The sequence below is a fragment of the Arthrobacter sp. DualSoilB13 genome (assembly GCF_055389195.1).
In genome coordinates, this window is record NZ_AP035865.1 from 590,864 (window position 1) to 607,353 (window position 16,490).

Sequence of the window (16,490 nt, forward strand, 5' to 3'; positions counted from 1 at the left end):
CCAAGCTTAAAATGTCGGTGCCTGCTGACAGAGTTATGACATGGAGCGGATTCGGGAAAGTCGAGCAGGTGCGGTGACCTCGAACGCGCTTGTTCGTGCCTCGTCTGGTGGCCTGTCGCCGCGGGTTTCTGCTCAGCCCGGCGCTGTTCCTGGGGGCTCGGTCAGTGGGGATCTGATTGAGCAGTTGCGGGTGTTGGAGGAGATGAAGTCGGCTATCACTGCGTTGCAGGCGCGGGTTGTGGTGGCGTTTGATCTAGCTCAGCGCGCCGAGCAGGCCGAGGCTGGTGTTCCTGCGTCCGAGCGTGGTCAGGGGGTGGGGGCGCAGGTGGCGTTGGCCCGGCGGGAGTCCCCGAACCGTGGGTCACGTTTGCTGGGTTTTGCGAAGGCGCTGGTGGTGGAGATGCCGCGGACGTTGGCGGCTCTGCGGTCGGGGCAGTTGAATGAATGGCGCGCCACGCTGCTGGTGAGGGAAACGGCGTGTTTGTCTGTTGAGGATCGGTGTGCGGTGGATGAGGAACTCGCCGCCGATACCGGGACTTTTGAGGGCAAGGGCGACAAAGCGATCATTGCGGCGGTGAAGGCTGCTGCGTATCGTCGTGATCCGCGGTCGGTGGTGGGTCGTGCCAGTCGTGCCGCTGCTGAGCGGACGGTGAGTTTGCGTCCGGCGCCGGACACCATGACGTACCTGACGGCGCTGTTGCCGGTGGCTCAGGGGGTGGCGGTTTATGCTGCGTTGTCCCGGGCTGCTGATACTGCCCGTTCCACTGGTGGCGGGTCTGGTGGAGTAGCCCCGACCCGTGGCCAGGTCATGGCGGACACCTTGGTTGAACGGGTTACCGGCACGCCGGGTGGGTTTTCTGGGATCAATCTGGATCTTGTCATGACCGACCGGACGCTCTTTCAAGGGGACAGTGAACCGGTCCGGCTCAAGGGTTACGGAATCGTCCCGGCAGAGTGGGGGAGGGAACTGCTGGGGTTGGGACCGGCCGGAAGCCCAAGTCGGCGGCCCGGTTCCGGGCGGGCAGTGGCCGAACCACAGGCACGGGCAGGACAGGCAGCACAGGCACCGCCGGACACAGAGTTCGCTGTGTGGCTCCGCCGGCTTTACACAGCCCCTGCTACGGGAGAGCTCCTGGCCACGGATTCCAAGGCCCGGCTCTTCACCGGCAGGTTACGGCGGTTCGTTGAGACTCGCGACGATACCTGCCGGACGCCGTATTGTGATGCGCCCATCCGGCATATCGACCATGTGGTTTCGTGGCGTTCAGGAGGGAAAACGAACCTCAGCAACGCCGCGGGGTTGTGCGAGGCGTGCAATCACACCAAGGAACACCCCGGTTGGACCACTACATCCCTGCCCGGCGAAAACTACAGCGTGCACACCCTGGAAATCCGCACCCCCACCGGGCACACCTACCAATCAAAGGCTCCACCCCTACCCGGGCACCACCCCGCCAGAATCTAGACACTGTCCAGGGACGCTGGCGGTCTCAAACGCGCCTTCCAAAAGAATTTCAAAAAAGTTTCTACCCGCGCGTAACCCTTTGGCGTGCCCTGACGATTACGTCTTTGAAAGGGCCGAGCTGGAATTTGTCCCCCATCATGTTCCAGCTCGGCTCTTCCTTGTCTCCGGCGGTTCCTTGTCTGCGGCGGTTTGCTCTCAAGGGAGTCGCTCTCTGCGGAGTTCGGTCGAGAGCCTGCCTGATAAGGCAGCGGGTCATTCCATGGAAGGCCAGGTGGAGCGGTTACCCTTGGTGGGGTCGTCCGTTGGTGACATGGCGGACGTCCAGGCCCAAGCAACGGACCTGCCGCCGATCGAAAGCCTCAATCCTGTGACCGACGCATTGACCGATGAAGCGCTACTTGCACTCAAGGGCAATAACGCGGAATTGTTCGGCGCCGTCTACCAGGCGTACGCCGGCCAGGTCCTCGGTTATCTGACGGCCAAAGGTGTATCGGATCCGGAGGCAGTTACGCAGGACGTGTTCCTGGCCATCCTGCCCAGGCTGGATGACATCAGCGGTGGGGCTCATGGCCTCCGAACCTTCATTTTCTCGGTGGCTCATGCCCGCATGGTGGATGAGCATCGGAAGCAAAGCAGGTCGCCGGAACAGCACGAGTTCGAGCCGGACCGGGACACCCGGGAAGTGAGTTCCGCAGAGGCGGAAGCTTTGGGACTTTTGGCGCCCAAGGAGGTCATGAAGCTCCTGGACTACCTCGGCGACGAGCAGCGGGAGGTCTTGACCCTTCGCATCGTGGCGGGCCTGACCGTGGAGCAGGTTGCCGACATCATGGGGAAATCCGCCGGGGCAGTGAAACAGCTGCAGCGGCGGGCACTAATAACGCTCCGTGAGCATTCGGCAGTAAAGGAATACGTGTCGCCATGACATACAGAGATAGTGAACGTGAAGTGATCGCGGAAGAGCTGTTGCTCGACGCCGATGCGGCCGACTCAGCTGACGTCCGGCGTGCGCTCCTCTCCTTGGGGTCCTTCGCCAATCTTGCGGCCCCAACTCCGGGTGCCGAGCTTTCCGCCATGCTGTCCGGCCCTCACGATGAAGTCAGCAACCGCCGCTGGAGGCGCAAGCACCGCACCGCCGTGGTCGGCGTCGCCGTGGTAGCAGCGATGGGTCTGGGCGTCAGTGGCGTTGCAGCCGCAAGTTCCGGGTTTACCCGGAACCCGTCGTTCATGGATGAGCTTCTGGGAAACGTCCGGCCGCAGCCGGCAGTCGCAGCCCCCGCGCTGCCCAGTCCCGACGCCCCGCGCGTTATGACCGAACCCGCTCCGGCGGTGGATCCAGCTGCGCTTCCGACCACCCCAGCTGCCGAATCCGTGCCGGTGCCCGGTAGCGGTGCGCCTGCCGAAATTCCTGCACAGACGCAGGCGCAGGCGCAAATACCCGCGCAGCCGCCGGCCCCTGGCGTGGTTGAAGCGCCCGCCCACAACAGCACCCCTCCAAGCGGTGCTGTCCCGGGCAGTGCCGTACCGGTTGGACCTCCGCAAACGAAGACTGCGCCGAATCTACCCCTGAGCCCGCAGCCCAAGCCGGACTCAGGCAAGGAGGACAAGTCAGACAAGGAGGACAAGTCAGACAAGGAGGACAAGCAGCAAGCCGCTAAGTCTGCGGAACGAACCAAACCCGGATATCGGCACACCGCGCTCAGCGACGAGCGCAATGACGAGCAATTACCGGCGTCCGTGGACACCTGGAAGCAGTGGCCTAAGTAAGCTTGGGTCATGATGCATGTCAACGATCCCGCCGTCGTCGAGCGGTTGATGCGAACAAAGGGCACCTGGGCAATTGTTGGCTTGAGCACCAATGAATGGCGCTCCGCCTATGACGTCTCGCTGTACGTGCGGGACAAGATGGGCATGGAGATCATCCCCGTCAACCTCAAAGGCGAGGAAGTGCACGGAGAAAAAGGGTACAAATCCCTGGCGGAGATCCCCGAGGCCAGGTACCCCATTGATGTTGTTGATTGCTTCGTCAACTCCCAACGTGTTGGGGCGGTCATTGATCAGGCGATAGCTATTGGTGCCAAGGCCGTTTGGCTTCAGCTGGGAGTCTTTGACGACGACGCCGTACAGCGGGCACATGATGCGGGACTGGACGTAGTGGTTAACTCCTGCCCGGCACGTGAAGGCTGGCATTACGGCCTGTGATAACCGTGCCGATTCCTCTGCTAGATTGCAGCTGAATCACTTTTTGAGTCTTTGGGGGACAACCATGTTCGGCAGTCATTCTGCGGTGCCTTTTTCCACTCCCAGCAGGCGGGCCGTCTTCAGTGTTTTGGGCGCTTCCATGGTGGCCGGCCTGACGGCCTGCAATGCCGCTGAGAGTTCGACGCCGGTGCAGACGCCCAGTGGCGCTGCCGCCTCGCCCGAGGTGCCGGGACCGAACGGCGCGATGGCCGTTGCAGGCGAGGTTCCGACGTCGTCCGCTTCTCCGACGCCCTCACCGACGGCGACCCCCACCAAGCGCATCCGGCGGACGTTCATCCCGGACTATCAACTCCCGCCGATTGTCGGCGGCCTTGCGCCCGTGATTACCAAGATCGACACCAAGCACCCGGTGGTATTCCTGACCATCGATGACGGCAACATCAAAACGCCGGAGTCGATCAGGCTCATGACAGAGTACGACTATCCTGCCTCGCTCTTCCTCACCAAGGACACCGTGGCGGACAACCCGGCGTTCTTCAACGCGTTCAAAGCCCAGGGCAGCCTGATGGAGAACCACACGGTCACCCACAACATCAACATGGTGCGGCAGTGGGGCTATCAGCAGCAGTTCAATGACATGGTGGGAATGCAGGAGTACGCATTTCAGCACTACGGACGACGTCCCACGCTTTTCCGACCCCCGGGAGGCGCATACTCCAACGTGATGCGCCAAGCCGTTGCCGATGCAGGGATGAAGGCGATTGTTACGTGGGAGGCCAAGGCAAACGCCGGGAAGATGGACTACCAGGTGGGCAACTCGCTTCGTCCCGGCGATATTGTGCTCATGCACTTCCGGGCGGAGTTTGCCGCCGACCTCGCCGCATTCCGCGCCGCCCAGTTGGCAGCAGGGCTGGAAGTGGTGCTGCTGGAGGACTTCCTGGGCGTGGCGTAAGGCGCTGCCCGGTGAGGGGCGTGGTCGCCGGCCCGGACCGCCAGTAGGCTCTCTCCATGGATGTTCCCGCCCTCCGCGAAATTTGCCTCAGCTTCCCCGGCGCGTTCGAAGACTTCCCATTCGGCCCCGAAACCTCAGTGTTCAAGGTGCGTGCAGCCGTCACTGGAGGGGCCAGGCACCAAGCTAAGATGTTCGCGTTGTCATCCATGGATCCGGACAACTGGTCCGTGAGCCTCAAATGCGAGCCCGCCCTGGCTGAACAGCTCCGGGCAGCAAACCCCGAAATCACCGGCGCATGGCACATGAACAAGACCCATTGGAACGGGGTCCGACTGGACGGGAACCTTTCTGATGAGGTGATCCGGGACATGGTGGAGGACTCCTACGACCTCGTGGTGGCCACGCTGAGCCGCAAACAACAGGAACAGCTCGGCTGGGCCAGGCTCGCAAAACCGCAGGGCACCTGACACGCCCGCAAACCCCTCCCCACGGCACTGACATGGGACTAGATTGATAGTGCATAGCTGGATGATTGCTTTGCGCGCAAGCTTTGGCTCGTTTCCGCCTGGTAAAGAGGTGCTCACCCCAGGCCTGGCGGAGTCCCGTTTTGCCCAACAATGCCCGGTACCACTGGGAACTGGGAGGCAAAGGGTGACGGCCCGCCAGGCGATCGCCGAGTGCGGAAAGGCCCTCGCCGGTGGCCCGTAGAAAGATCACGCTTTGACAAATGTTGATCGAAAGTACCAAGAAAGATTGATTTTCGATCATTCCTGGTGAATTATGTCACAGAAGGTTGGTGCTGCCAGAGCGCCAGCCCAGACTGTCTGGCTGAACGGCTTTCCCGCCGCAACAGTCCGGACACTACGAGTCACTGGAGGGTTTAGAAATGAACGTTCAGCACCAGTCCGTCGGTCGCCGTGGATTCCTGCGCGGAGCACTCGCAGCAGCCGTGCTCGTGCCCATGGGGGGAACCATCGCTTCCTGTGCCGCAGGCGGCGGCACCACCACAACCGGTCCCACGGGCACCGTTTCCGACACCAACCCGTTCGGCATGGCTGACAAGGCCGCCCTGGACGCCGTGATCTTCAAGGGTGGCTACGGCATCGACTACGTCGAGTTCGCCGGAAAGATCTTCGAGAAGACACACGAGGGCTCCACTGCAAAGATCTCACCGTCCACGGACATTGCGCAGGAACTTCAGCCGCGCTTCGTCGGTGGCAACCCGCCGGACCTGATCGATAACTCCGGCGCGAAGGCCATCGGCTTCAGCACCATCCTTGCCCAGCTTGAAGACCTCACCAGCGTCGTGGAGGCCAAGAACCTTGAAGGCAAGGTCATCAAGGACACCCTGTACACCGGCGTACTGGCTCCAGGTACTTTCGACGGCAAGCTTGCCGCCTTGAACTACGTGTTGACCGTCTTCGCTGTGTGGTACTCCGACTCCCTGCTCAAGGAAAACGGCTGGACTGTTCCCAAGACCTGGGATGAAATGTACGCCCTGGGCGAGCAAGCCAAAGCCAAGGGCAAGTACCTCTTCGTCTGGGGCAAGGAAGCGGCCACGTACTACCAGGAACTGGCCATTGCATCTGCCATCAAGGAAGGTGGCGACGACGTCCGCCTCGGCCTTGAAAACCTCAAAGCCGATTGCTGGTCGCACCCGGCCATCCAGTCCGTCTTCGCGGCCATGGACAAGATCGTCAAGGCCGGCTTCTTCAAGCCGGGCGGCTCAGGCACCCAGTTCACGGCAGCACAGGCACAGTGGAGCAACGCCCAGGAAGCCGTGTTCTACCCCTCGGGCTCCTGGATCGAAAACGAAATGAAGGACCAGACCAAGGCCGGCTTCAACATGATGGGTACCCCGGCCCCGTCTGTCACCGCCAGCCCCAAGATGCCCCAGACGGCACTTCACAGTGCTGCAGGTGAGCCGTTCATTGTCCCGTCGCAGGGCAAGAACGCTGCCGGTGGCAAGGAACTGCTCCGGATCATGCTCTCCAAGGAAGCTGCCACCAACTTCGCCAAGACCAAACTGGCGCCGACCATCGTCAAGGACACCGTCCCGGCCGATGGTTTCGGTTCCACGGCTCTGGTTTCGCAGACCAAGATGCTCAGCGATGCCGGCGACAACGTCTACTCCTGGAACTTCATTGACCTGTACGGCACCAACAAGGACCAACTGGTTGTCTGGAACACCTTCCTGGACGGTAAGTCGGACGTTGCAACCCTCACCTCCGCACTGCAGAACATCACCGATAAGGTTCGTAACGACAGCTCGGTCAAGAAGATCGAAGTGAAGTGACTTCAGTGAAAACTCAGCAGAGCCGGAACGACGACGGCCTGGCCGCCGTCGTTCCGGCGAAGGCCCCACTGCAAGTGGTGAGGCGACGGCGTAAGCCATTGACGTGGGACAAGGTCAGTTTCTTTGCGGTGTTCCTCGGACTGCCGTTGGCGATCTACCTGTTGTTCGTGATTTGGCCGTTTATTCAGGCATTCGGGTATTCGCTGACGGACTGGTCCGGTTTCTCGCCCAACCAGAACTTCATCGGCCTCGAAAACTACGTGAAGATCTTTACTGACGACATCTTCATGAAGGCGATGTCCAACAACATCGTCCTGGTCATCTTCCTTCCCATCATCACCATCATCTTGAGCCTGGTGCTTGCCTCGCTGGTGACTGTAGGCGGAAGCAGTAAAGGCCAGATCAAGGGTTTGCGCAATTCCAGCTTCTACCGCGTAGTGTCGTTCTTCCCCTACACCATTCCCGCTGTAGCAATCGGCATCATGTGGGGGCAGATCTACGATCCTTCGGGCGGTCTGCTCAACGGCATCCTGACGGGCCTCGGCCTGGACCAGTTCAAGGACTTCGCTTGGCTGGGTGATAAGAACACGGCCATGATCGCCACCATGTTCGTCATTGTGTGGGGCTTCGTTGGCTTCTACATGGTCCTGTTTGTAGCTGGCATCAAGGGCATTCCTGCCGAGCTTTTCGAGGCTGCCAGGATTGATGGCGCCGGACGTTTCCGGACCGCCGTATCCATCACCATCCCCTTGATCCGCGACAACATCCAGACCGCCTACATCTACATGGGCATTCTGGCGTTGGATGCTTTCGTCTACATGGCTGCCCTCAACTCCGGCGGTGGTCCCGACAACTCCACGCTGGTCATGGCGCAACAATTGTTCTTCACCGCATTCAGCAAGGGGCAGTTCGGCCTCGCCAGTGCCATGGGCGTTGTGCTGGCCATTGCCACGCTGATCTTCTCCGGCTTGGTGTTCATGGTTAACCGGCTCACCGGCGGCGATAAGGATGTGAGCCAGTAATGACAACCAAAGTCTCATCTCCGGAAATGAAGTCGTTGCACTTCCAACCGCGGACTCCGGGAACCACGCCGGGTGACAAAGTGGTGGGAGCGGTGTCGCACACCGCGCTGACCATTTGGACACTGATCGTCATCCTTCCACTCCTGTGGACGTTCATGTCCTCCTTCAAGACCTCCAGCGAGATCTTTGCTTCGCCGTTCGCCTTGCCGGGTGAATGGAAACTGGACAACTACGTCAAGGCTTGGAGCGATGCCGGGATCGGCAGCGCCTTCCTGAACTCCATCATCGTTGTGGCCGCAGCCCTGGTGATCGTGATGGTCCTCGGTGCGATGTGTGCCTATGTGCTGGCCCGCTACACCTTCCCGGGCAGCAGGGCCATCTACTACCTGATGCTCGCCGGCCTGACGTTCCCGATCTTCCTTGCCATGGTTCCGTTGTTCTTCGTCCTGAAGAACATGGGGCTCCTGAACACTTTGCCGGGACTCATCCTGGTGTACGTGGGCTTCGCGCTTCCGTTCACGGTGTTCTTCCTCTTCTCCTTCTTCAAGTCACTGCCTCACGAAATCACTGAAGCAGCGGCCCTGGACGGCGCAGGGGAGTGGCGGACGTTCTTCCAGGTCATGTTGCCGATGGCCAAGCCGGGCCTCGCCTCGGTTGCCATCTTCAACTTCCTGGGCCTGTGGAACCAGTTCCTGATTCCGGTATCCATCAACGCCGCCGGTCCGCGCGTTTTGTCGCAGGAACTCGCGGCCTTCGCCGGCCAGATGGGCTATGCGGTGGACTACGGCGCGCTGTTCGCAGCCGTCAGTGTCACGGTCATTCCGGTGCTTATTGTCTATGTGATCTTCCAGCGCCAGCTGCAGGGCTCCGTGTCACAGGGCACCTCAAAGTAGTAGCTCCACGCAGCAGACAGCGTTCGACGGCGGTCCTCACCTCAAGGTGCGGGCCGCCGTCGGGCGTTAAATCTGAAAGGATGGAACGGATCTGTAGTGCAACGAAAGGCAGCAGCCCGTGATCTTTATTGTGGTCAAGTTCAACGTCAAGCCCGAGTGGTCCGAACGGTGGCTGGATTTGGTGGCCGACTTCACCAAGGCGACCCGCGAAGAGCCGGGCAACCTGTGGTTCGACTGGTCCCGCAGTGTGGATAACCCCAACGAGTTTGTCCTGGTGGAAGCCTTCCAGGACGACGCTGCCGAGGCGCACGTCAACAGCGATCACTTCAAGAAAGCCATGGCGGACATGCCGCAGGCTCTCGTGGAGACCCCGCACATTATCAGCCGCCAGTTCGACGGCAGCGGCTGGGACCGCATGGGTGAGCTCACCATCGCGTAGGGGCTGGGCCGCTGGGCCCGCTAATCCTCGCTGTGCAGCTCCCGCTGCCGTGCGCTGAGCAGCTCGAACTCAGGCCGGGCGGCCACGAACCGTTCAACGGCGTCGAGCACTTGTTGGAGATGCGCGTGATCCGGGGCCACCACAGCGGCTCCAACCAGCGCCCGACGATGCTGGTCCTGAAGCCCGGTTTCGGCAGCAGAGACCTCGAAGCGCCGCTTTAGCTCGGCTACCAGGGGCCGCAGCAGCGAGCGCTTCTCCTTGAGGCTATGGACATCGCCCAAAAGGACGTCGAACTCAATCCAACCGATCCACATGAATTCATTATCGCCGCAGGTCAGGGCGGTGGACCACTGTGGAGTTGATGGAATCTTGAGCCAACTCAGGCCGCGGCGCCCACTGAAGGAGCAGCCCTCCAATCGTCGTCCTGGCCTATCCGCTGGTGGTGGGTGGGGCGGTGTCCCTGCTGTTCGGTAACGCCATGATGATCATCGTCTCCGGCCTGGCTACCTTGCGTCGCCACGGATGGCGGATTGCGATCTTCGCGTTGCTCGGCATATCACGACGACGGTCACTGGGTTGGGTGAGGGACCACACCGTATCTTGAGCAAATCTTGAGCAAACACAGCATGGAGGTTGAGGAAGCCCGGCGACACTGAAACTCAAAGGCACAGGATGACCAGCTGAGGGGGTTGGCATGGAGCTCGATGCATTCTCGGTAAGAGTAGCTCTGGGCGTGGTCACCGTGACGCTCCTGATGCTGTTCTGTACTTCCTTTCACCGAACCCGCTCGCCGTACGCTGGCTGGTGGAGCCTGGCCTTGCTCGAGTTCATGGCGGGCAACGCCGCCTTCCTCCTCAATGGAACCTCCCATCAGGTGTGGGCAAACCCCGTGGGCAACGTCCTCGTGGTGGCAGGCGCCTTCAGCGTGTGGGCCGGGGCGAAGACCCTCCGGGACCGGAAGGCCAAGCTGTGGCAGCTGGCTGTTGGTCCTGCCGTCACCGCTATCGCATCCTTTCTGGAAAGCCCCGGGAACAACGTCTGGTCCGGTGGTTTTGTCTATCTGGCCATGATGACCGTGGGCATAGCCTTGGCCGCCTATGACCTGTGGTTCATCAAGTCTTCCCACTCCCAAGTCCACAGAGCCCTCTCCATAGCCGCAGGCCTGCTGGCCGGCTATTACCTGGGACGCTGGGTGGTTTATGCGTTGGAAGGACCGGCCAGTTACACGTTCCGCACGTACTTTGGGCCTGGACCTTCAGCCCTCATCTCCATGGTCCTCCTGGTCACCGTTTCCTTCAGCATGACGGCCCTGACCAGCGACCAACTCATCAAAGGCCTTCGCGAACGTGCTACCCGCGACCACCTGACAGGGCTCCTCAACCGCGGAGCCTTCCTTGACCTTGCCACCACTGAACTTGACCGCTTGCATTCAACGGGTTCCGGGGCAGCTGTTATCCTGGCCGATCTGGATCACTTCAAGGCCGTTAACGATGAACACGGCCATGGAGCCGGGGATGTGGCCTTGCGCGCCTTCGCCGAAGCATGCTCAGCCTCGGTGCGGTCCACGGACCTCATCGGACGCTATGGCGGGGAAGAATTCGTTCTCTTCCTGCCGGGGGCAACACAGGACCGAGCAGAGAACATCGCAACCGAAATCAGCCGCCGAATGGCAGAATTTCCAGCCCCTGGCGGCGTGGTGTTTCCCACCATCAGCTACGGAGTGACGTCAAGCATTCCCGCGTCCGCTGACCTCAGTTTCATGATCGAGGTAGCTGACGCAGCCCTTTACAGCGCAAAGGCGCAAGGGAGAAACAGGATTGTAGGAGCCGACCGCCCGGAGGCGGCCACTATAGCGGATGAGGCACGATCATGACCCTAAACGAACTCACCACCCGGATTCAGATTCAGCACACCCAGGAGCTGTCCGTCTTCCGCCAGAGCATCACCAGTGCCCCCTATAAAGCCGGGACAGCCACCACGCTGAACGCTGACCGCCGCTCCGTCAGGATGGGCCCCGTGCAGTCGGTGGAGGACAGCAACGCGAACCTCACCATAGTGGCCGACGTCGAAGGCCTGGCCTGGTTCACCGCGGACAAAGGACTCCTGGGCAGCTGCATCACAGTCTCGATTGCGGGCCACCGCAGGAACACCGGCACCCGGGTGCACCTCCCGCTCGCCGAATGCGATGCCTGGATCGAGGCCATCGTCGGAGGGGCCTGGATCCCCCACGTCTACCGTGCCGGCAACAAAGTTGAGCCGGATGGAAGGTTGGATGTTGCCTCTTACCGGCTCTTCCTGGACGAACGCCGCAACCCCGTCACCAAGCCTCAGGCTGTTGCCGACTCAACGTTGCGACGCCTGGAAGAGTCGTGAGTGCCACGAAGCCCCACAAGCTTCTCTCCGTCGATTCGCGGATCCAGAAACTGGAGTTACACGTCCAGGCCCTGATGACGGAACTCCACCTCGCCCGGTATGAACAGCGCCGGGACGCTCTTACCGATCCACTCACCGGGCTCGGCAACCGCCAGGCCTTGGAGAATGCTTTCTCCGAAGCCCAGGCAGCTGCTGCCAAGGGTGCCGTACCCCCTGCCCTGCTCCTCATGAATCTTGACGGTTTCAGGGCACTGAAGAACTCCGCAGGCCATGCCGCGGCGGACCAGATTCTGATCACCGTCGCCATGCGCATCCGGTCAGCCGTGCGGGAGGACGACGTCGTCACCCGCCTGGGTGGGGACGAATTCGCTGTGCTGTTGCCTGCCACCGCGCACAGCCGGGCCACCGCCGTCGGGAACCGCATCCTGGCCGCGCTGGAACCGAACATAGACCTCGGGAACAACAGCATCCGCTGCGGCGCCAGCGTCGGCCTGCGCACCGCGGAGCCGCATCACAGCATGGAGGACCTTCTCCAAGAGGCCGATCTGGCCATGGAAGAGTCCAAGAATGAGGGCCGGAACAAACTCAAAGTGTTCGATCCCGCAACCCTGCATGCACGGCTGCTGCAGCGGCAGATCGTGGGAGAACTCCGCGAAGCCATCCGTTCGGACCAGCTGGTCCTTTACTACCAGCCGATCGTGGAGCTCGCCACCGGCAGGATCGAGGGCTGCGAGGCTTTGGTCCGGTGGAAACACCCCGTCCATGGCCTGATCATGCCGGACCAGTTCATCCCCGTTGCCGAGGCCACCGGGCTGATCGCGGAGTTGGGCAGATGGGTCCTGCGTACGGCCGTGGGCCAGTTGCGGCGGTGGCGGGATGCCCCGGCCACCGCACACCAGGACTTCTCCATGAGGATCAATGTCTCTGCTGCCGATCTCCAAAGCCTGGAATTCGTGGACGACGTCAGTGAGGCATTGGCGGGGCAAGGCGTGGCCCCGGAATCACTGGTGCTGGAGCTCACCGAGAGTGCCATCATCCACAACAACGAGCTTGACCGTTACACCCTGGCGAGCCTGCACAGGCTCGGTGTGGGGCTTGAGATCGACGACTTCGGCGCCGGCTACTCGTCCATGGGATACCTGAGGAAACTGCCCGTAGACCGGGTGAAGGTGGACCGACAGTTTGTGAAGGACCTGGGCAAAGATCCTTCACAGCTGGACTTCCTGGCCGCGATCCAGCAGGTCATCCGCTCCTGCGGTTTGGAGGGTGTGTGGGAGGGGATTGAGACCTCCGAACAAGCAGAAGCGCTCCGGAGCATAGGCTGCGCGAGCGGGCAGGGCTACTACTTTGGCAGGCCGTTGCCGGAGGCCGAGTTCACCGAACAGCTGATGCTGCTGCGCACTTGGCCGGCGTAAACCCCCTCGGAAACGCGCAAGGCCCCGGCACTCTCCGAGCGACGGGGCCTTGCGACGTTTGCTGTCCTTAGCCGAAGTACTTCGGCAGGGTGCCTTCGTGTGCTTCGCGGAGGGCGTCCAAGGAGAGCTCGTCCACGCCGTTGATCTCCAGCTTCCCACCGGCAGCGTCAACAACGCCGATCCGGAGGTGGGCGAAGCCACGGGCCGTGCACATGTCCTTGAAGCGGACTTCCTCGGAGCGCGGTACGGACACGATGGCCCGGGCCTGCGTTTCGGAGAAGAGTGCTGTGAACAGGTCCACTCCGTCGCGCTCCATGAGCTCTTCAAGGGCGATGCGTGCGCCGACGCCGTAGCGCAGCGAGGACTCCACCAAGGCAGCCGCGAGGCCACCTTCGGAGAGGTCGTGTGCTGCGTCAACCATGCCGTCACGGGAAGCGTTGATCAGGATTTCGCCCAATGCACGCTCGGCTGCGAGGTCAACCTTCGGCGGCAGGCCACCAAGGTGTCCGCGGAGGTTGGACCACTCGGAACCATCCAGCTCTGCTGCGGTGGTGCCCAGCAGGTAGATGGCCTGGCCGTCCTCGCGCCAGCCCGACGGCGTGCGGCGGGCGACGTCGTCCAGCTTGCCCAGGACTGCCACCACAGGGGAGGGGTGGATGGGCGTGGTGCCGGTCTGGTTGTAGAGCGAGACGTTGCCGCCGGTCACGGGGATGCCGAGTTCCATGCAGGCGTCGGAGAGGCCACGGATGGCTTCGGCCAGCTGCCACATGACATCCGGATCCTCGGGGGAACCGAAGTTCAGGCAGTCGCTGACGGCCATCGGAACGGCGCCGGAGGTGGCCACGTTGCGGTAGGCCTCAGCCAGTGCGAGCTGTGCACCCTGGTAGGGCTCGAGGTAGGTGTAGCGGCCGTTGGCGTCGGTGGCCAAGGCAACGCCCAGGCCGGTTTCCTCGTCAACGCGGACCACGCCGGCATCATCCGGGAACGCCATGGCAGTGTTGCCGCCAACGTAGCGGTCATACTGCTTGGTGATCCAGGCCTTGCTGCACATGTTCGGTGACGCAACGAGTTCGGTGACGGCTGCAGCCAGCTCGGTGGGAGCCGACGGACGGCCTGCGTCCTCCACGGAACCGGTGAAGGCGTTGGCCTGCACAGAGTCCTGCCACTCCGGGCGGGCGAACGGACGGTCGTAGACCGGGCCGTCGTGCGCAACGGTGCGGGGGTCGACGTCGACGATTACTTCGCCTTCCCAGGTGATGATGAGGCGGCCGGTATCGGTGACCTCACCCAACCAGGAGTACTCCACGGCCCACTTGTCCATCACGGCTTCGAACGCTGCGATGTTCTCCGGGGTGACCACGGCCATCATGCGTTCCTGCGACTCGGACATGAGGATCTCGCCAGGGGTCAGCGTGGGGTCGCGGAGCAGGACCGAGGTTAGCTCCACCTCCATACCGCCGTCGCCGTTGGACGCGAGCTCGGACGTGGCGCAGGAAATTCCTGCAGCGCCGAGGTCCTGGATGCCTTCAACCAGCGAGCCCTTGAAGAGCTCCAGGCAGCACTCAATGAGGACCTTCTCAGCGAAGGGGTCGCCCACCTGGACGGCCGGACGCTTGGAGGGCTTGGTGTCATCGAAGGACTCCGAGGCCAGCACCGAAGCGCCGCCGATTCCGTCGCCGCCGGTGCGCGCGCCGAACAGGACAACCTTGTTGCCCTTGCCGGATGCGTTGGCCAGGCGGATGTCCTCGTGGCGCATGACGCCCACGGCCAGTGCGTTCACCAGCGGGTTGCCCTGGTATACGGAGTCGAACACCATTTCGCCGCCGATGTTCGGCAAGCCGAGGCAGTTTCCGTAGCCACCGATGCCGGCAACTGCACCGTGCATGACGCGGGCGGTGTCCGGGTGATCGATCGCACCGAAGCGCAACGGGTCCATCACGGCTACCGGGCGGGCACCCATGGAGATGATGTCGCGAACAATGCCGCCGATGCCGGTAGCGGCACCCTGGTACGGCTCAACGAACGACGGCGAGTTGTGGGACTCGATCTTGAACGTCACGGCCCAGCCGTCGCCCAAGTTGGTGACGCCGGCGTTCTCGCCGATGCCAACCAGCATGTCCTTCTTCATTTCCTCGGTGACCTTCTCGCCGAACTGGCGGAGGTGGTTCTTGGAGGACTTGTAGGAGCAGTGCTCGCTCCACATGACGGAGTACATGGCCAGCTCGGCACCGGTGGGGCGGCGGCCGAGAACCTTGACGATCTCGTCGAATTCGTTCTGCTTCAAGCCCAACTCGGCCCACGGGAGTTCCGTGTCCGGGGTCTTGGCAGCGTGCTCAACGGTGTCGATGTTGAACTTCTTGGTGGTTTCCGTGGTCACTTGTCGCCTCCCACAATCTTGGTCAGTACGGAGGTGAAGAAGCCCAGGCCGTCGGTGTCGCGGGGAGCCCCATCAAGGGACTCCGGGCCGAAGCCTGTCTCTACTGCGTGCTCGGGGTGCGGCATGAGGCCCACCACGTTGCCCGCGGCGTTGGAGATGCCCGCGATGTCGCGGCGGGAGCCGTTCGGGTTGAAGCCCACGTAGCGGAACACCACGCGGCCCTCAGCCTCGAGGGCATCCAGGGTCTTTTCGTCGGCGATGTACTGGCCGTCCTGGTTCTTCAACGGCACAATGATTTCCTGGCCGTCGGTGTAGTCCACGGTCCACGCAGTGTTGGCGTTTTCCACGCGCAACGTCTGGTCGCGGCAAATGAACTTCAGGTGGTCGTTCTTGATCATGGAGCCGGGCAGCAGGTGCGACTCGGTCAGGATCTGGAAACCATTGCAAATACCCAAAACCGGGAGCTTTGCGTCCGAGTTCGCGGCATCGATGATCTTGGACATCAACGGAGCGAAGCGCGAGATGGCACCGGCGCGGAGGTAGTCGCCGTAGGAGAAACCGCCGGGGATGATGACAGCGTCAACATCGCCCAGTTCGGTGTCTGCATGCCAGAGCGAAACGGCGGTGCCGCCTGCAAGACGCACTGCACGGGCGGCGTCGCGGTCGTCAAGGGTGCCGGGGAAGGTGACGACGCCGATTTTGGCGCCGGCCAAGCGGGGCTCTGCGGCGACGGCGACAGCCTCGCCAATCAGGGGGATCGACGTCATATCAGGCCTCGACGACCTCGACGTTGACAACATCCTCGATCACCGGGTTGGACAGGAGGGTCTCGGCAGCTTCGCGGGCCTGGGCCAGGATAGCGTCGGTCACCTCGCCGTCGACGGTCAGTTCGAAACGCTTGCCCTGGCGGACTGCGCTGAAGCTGTTGAAGCCGAGGCGGGGCAGTGCACCCACGATGGCTTTCCCCTGGGGGTCCAGAATCTCGGGCTTGGGCATGACGTCAACGACGATCCGGGGCATCCGGTAACTCCTGTGCGTGAGTTGGGTGAACCTTAAATA

The 16,490-nt window shown here is 62.1% G+C and carries 18 protein-coding genes; 13 read left to right on the forward strand and 5 right to left on the reverse strand.

Going from position 1 to position 16,490, the window contains the following annotated elements:
* Positions 1 to 40: 40 nt before the first annotated feature.
* The 4 genes from ACZ5J0_RS02895 to ACZ5J0_RS02910 all read left to right on the forward strand — a co-directional run bounded on the left by ACZ5J0_RS02895 (position 41) and on the right by ACZ5J0_RS02910 (position 3,664).
* Positions 41 to 1,465, forward strand: coding sequence for an HNH endonuclease (locus tag ACZ5J0_RS02895; RefSeq protein WP_464094139.1), 1,425 nt, complete (start codon positions 41 to 43; stop codon positions 1,463 to 1,465).
* Positions 1,466 to 1,832: 367 nt separating this feature from the next.
* Positions 1,833 to 2,387, forward strand: a complete 555-nt coding sequence (locus ACZ5J0_RS02900) for a sigma-70 family RNA polymerase sigma factor (protein WP_166841376.1) — start codon at positions 1,833 to 1,835, stop codon at positions 2,385 to 2,387.
* Positions 2,384 to 3,229 carry a hypothetical protein gene (locus ACZ5J0_RS02905; RefSeq protein WP_464094140.1) on the forward strand — a complete coding sequence of 282 codons (846 nt, stop codon included), beginning with the start codon at positions 2,384 to 2,386 and terminating at the stop codon, positions 3,227 to 3,229. Before ACZ5J0_RS02900 ends, ACZ5J0_RS02905 begins: the two co-directional genes overlap by 4 nt.
* Positions 3,230 to 3,238: 9 nt before the next feature.
* Complete coding sequence (locus tag ACZ5J0_RS02910; protein WP_142936795.1) at positions 3,239 to 3,664, forward strand: CoA-binding protein; 426 nt, start codon at positions 3,239 to 3,241, stop codon at positions 3,662 to 3,664.
* 75 nt (positions 3,665 to 3,739) lie between these two features.
* On the opposite strand, the gene ACZ5J0_RS02915 is transcribed toward ACZ5J0_RS02910, so the two are convergent.
* A complete protein-coding gene (locus ACZ5J0_RS02915; RefSeq protein ID WP_250819674.1) occupies positions 3,740 to 4,000 on the reverse strand; it encodes a hypothetical protein in 261 nt (86 codons plus the stop codon).
* Positions 4,001 to 4,043: 43 nt separating this feature from the next.
* On the opposite strand from ACZ5J0_RS02915, the gene ACZ5J0_RS02920 reads away from it, so the two are divergent.
* The 6 genes from ACZ5J0_RS02920 to ACZ5J0_RS02945 all read left to right on the forward strand — a co-directional run bounded on the left by ACZ5J0_RS02920 (position 4,044) and on the right by ACZ5J0_RS02945 (position 9,266).
* The gene (locus ACZ5J0_RS02920; RefSeq protein WP_250819673.1) at positions 4,044 to 4,616 is read left to right on the forward strand and encodes a polysaccharide deacetylase family protein; all 573 of its coding nucleotides are present in this window, start codon (positions 4,044 to 4,046) and stop codon (positions 4,614 to 4,616) included.
* Between the two features lie 56 nt (positions 4,617 to 4,672).
* Complete coding sequence (locus ACZ5J0_RS02925) at positions 4,673 to 5,083, forward strand: MmcQ/YjbR family DNA-binding protein (protein ID WP_142936793.1); 411 nt, start codon at positions 4,673 to 4,675, stop codon at positions 5,081 to 5,083.
* Between the two features lie 419 nt (positions 5,084 to 5,502).
* Positions 5,503 to 6,912 carry an N-acetylglucosamine/diacetylchitobiose ABC transporter substrate-binding protein gene (ngcE, locus tag ACZ5J0_RS02930; protein ID WP_166841275.1) on the forward strand — a complete coding sequence of 470 codons (1,410 nt, stop codon included), beginning with the start codon at positions 5,503 to 5,505 and terminating at the stop codon, positions 6,910 to 6,912.
* Between the two features lie 5 nt (positions 6,913 to 6,917).
* Positions 6,918 to 7,934 carry a carbohydrate ABC transporter permease gene (locus ACZ5J0_RS02935; RefSeq protein ID WP_166841276.1) on the forward strand — a complete coding sequence of 339 codons (1,017 nt, stop codon included), beginning with the start codon at positions 6,918 to 6,920 and terminating at the stop codon, positions 7,932 to 7,934.
* Positions 7,934 to 8,827 carry a carbohydrate ABC transporter permease gene (locus ACZ5J0_RS02940; RefSeq protein WP_142936790.1) on the forward strand — a complete coding sequence of 298 codons (894 nt, stop codon included), beginning with the start codon at positions 7,934 to 7,936 and terminating at the stop codon, positions 8,825 to 8,827. The genes ACZ5J0_RS02935 and ACZ5J0_RS02940 overlap by 1 nt, the downstream gene beginning before the upstream one ends.
* A gap of 118 nt (positions 8,828 to 8,945) precedes the next feature.
* Positions 8,946 to 9,266 carry a putative quinol monooxygenase gene (locus ACZ5J0_RS02945; protein ID WP_250819671.1) on the forward strand — a complete coding sequence of 107 codons (321 nt, stop codon included), beginning with the start codon at positions 8,946 to 8,948 and terminating at the stop codon, positions 9,264 to 9,266.
* 20 nt (positions 9,267 to 9,286) lie between these two features.
* Here the strand turns inward: ACZ5J0_RS02945 and ACZ5J0_RS02950 are convergent, their stop codons facing one another.
* Complete coding sequence (locus tag ACZ5J0_RS02950; protein ID WP_142936781.1) at positions 9,287 to 9,580, reverse strand: DUF503 domain-containing protein; 294 nt, start codon at positions 9,578 to 9,580, stop codon at positions 9,287 to 9,289.
* A gap of 380 nt (positions 9,581 to 9,960) precedes the next feature.
* Here ACZ5J0_RS02950 and ACZ5J0_RS02955 point away from each other — a divergent pair, with 380 nt between their 5' ends.
* The 3 genes from ACZ5J0_RS02955 to ACZ5J0_RS02965 are packed head-to-tail and all read left to right on the forward strand — an operon-like array spanning position 9,961 to position 13,054.
* Positions 9,961 to 11,139: a GGDEF domain-containing protein gene (locus tag ACZ5J0_RS02955; RefSeq protein WP_464094141.1), complete on the forward strand. Its 1,179-nt coding sequence runs from the start codon at positions 9,961 to 9,963 to the stop codon at positions 11,137 to 11,139.
* A complete protein-coding gene (locus ACZ5J0_RS02960; protein ID WP_223941697.1) occupies positions 11,136 to 11,639 on the forward strand; it encodes a hypothetical protein in 504 nt (167 codons plus the stop codon). The genes ACZ5J0_RS02955 and ACZ5J0_RS02960 overlap by 4 nt, the downstream gene beginning before the upstream one ends.
* Positions 11,636 to 13,054, forward strand: coding sequence for a putative bifunctional diguanylate cyclase/phosphodiesterase (locus tag ACZ5J0_RS02965; protein ID WP_464094142.1), 1,419 nt, complete (start codon positions 11,636 to 11,638; stop codon positions 13,052 to 13,054). The genes ACZ5J0_RS02960 and ACZ5J0_RS02965 overlap by 4 nt, the downstream gene beginning before the upstream one ends.
* 67 nt (positions 13,055 to 13,121) lie before the next feature.
* Here the strand turns inward: ACZ5J0_RS02965 and purL are convergent, their stop codons facing one another.
* The 3 genes from purL to purS are packed head-to-tail and all read right to left on the reverse strand — an operon-like array spanning position 13,122 to position 16,451.
* On the reverse strand, positions 13,122 to 15,431 hold the full coding sequence (gene purL / locus ACZ5J0_RS02970; protein WP_166841281.1) for a phosphoribosylformylglycinamidine synthase subunit PurL: 2,310 nt from the start codon (positions 15,429 to 15,431) through the stop codon (positions 13,122 to 13,124).
* Positions 15,428 to 16,198: a phosphoribosylformylglycinamidine synthase subunit PurQ gene (purQ, locus tag ACZ5J0_RS02975; protein ID WP_141283287.1), complete on the reverse strand. Its 771-nt coding sequence runs from the start codon at positions 16,196 to 16,198 to the stop codon at positions 15,428 to 15,430. The genes purL and purQ overlap by 4 nt, the downstream gene beginning before the upstream one ends.
* A 1-nt stretch (position 16,199) precedes the next feature.
* Positions 16,200 to 16,451 carry a phosphoribosylformylglycinamidine synthase subunit PurS gene (gene purS, locus ACZ5J0_RS02980; protein ID WP_011773385.1) on the reverse strand — a complete coding sequence of 84 codons (252 nt, stop codon included), beginning with the start codon at positions 16,449 to 16,451 and terminating at the stop codon, positions 16,200 to 16,202.
* Positions 16,452 to 16,490: the final 39 nt, after the last annotated feature.